1 protein-coding gene is annotated in these 1152 nt (G+C 24.4%); it reads right to left on the minus strand.

The features are described 5' to 3' along the window. On the minus strand, positions 1-1008 hold a 1008-nt coding region (locus KA878_RS13955), incomplete at its 3' end, for a DUF1565 domain-containing protein (RefSeq protein WP_210142252.1). Positions 1009-1152 lie beyond the last annotated feature (144 nt).

Consider the following 1152-nt stretch of genomic DNA (forward strand, 5'->3'; position numbering starts at 1 on the left):
TAATAATCTAATTTTTTTTACCCCACCCATTGTTTGGTTGTAACCACCAATTGCTATACCAGTGTAGCCATTGTTTTTAATAATGTTTTTCTTTACTAAAATATTTACAGCATTTTTATTCTTATGTTCGCTAGCTATTTCAATTCCTATATCATTATTAGCGGATATGTTATCAGACATTACTATATTTTCTCCACCGTCAATATATATTCCAGCAGCAGATTGATCACCATTATAAGAGGGATTATGTTTACTTGTATTGTTTTGAACACTATTATTCGAGATTGTTCCATTCCTTGCTTTGTCTAATTTATCATTAGATTCAATACCCTCATAACCAATGATATCTATACCAATATTGTTGTTATCAAAAATCTGATTGTTTGATACTTTGAAGTTATTAATATGTCCATTTAAAACTAAAGCTTCACTATTACCCAATTTTAAATTATATAGTTTATTTTTTACTATTTGAATGTTAGATATTCCTTTACCATAAGCAGAAATACCATGACTATTGCCTTCTTTATAGTCTGTTTCAATGTCATGAATTATATTATTTTTAATTATTATAGACTTAGAGTGTCCATCTATATTTATAGCAGTTGGTGTTTGTTCTGAATTAGTGGCTTTTAAATTAGATAAATTTAAACCTGATATATTTATATAGTTAGAATTACGAATATTTATTATTTTTTCAGATCTATCAATATTACCAATTAATTTTGTTTTTCCGTACATACCTGTTACTTTTATAGGTAAAAAAGAAAATCCATTTTTATTTATATGTAAGGTTTCTTTATATATTCCAGGCTTGATTTTTATTGTTGTCCCAGGTAAAGCCATATTAATAGCTTTATTAATGCTTTTTATAGGTTTATTATTTGTTCCTGGATAATGATTTTTACCTGTATTTGAAACATAAATAACTTTAGAATTTAAATAAGTAAATATAGTGAAAAGAAATACTATGATTATAAGCAGCGTAATTAATTTTAATTGTTTCATGATTTTTACATTTACTTTGTTAAAAGTAATTCTCCTTTTTAATGAATAATATAAATGTAACTCTGTATACTTGTAATATTTATATTACTAAAAGATAATTTTTTCTCTTAGATAATGTACTATAACTTTACACTATTAAAGAAT

The sequence above is a fragment of the Staphylococcus sp. GDY8P57P genome (assembly GCF_017892585.1).
In the GTDB taxonomy this organism is placed as follows: domain Bacteria; phylum Bacillota; class Bacilli; order Staphylococcales; family Staphylococcaceae; genus Staphylococcus; species Staphylococcus borealis.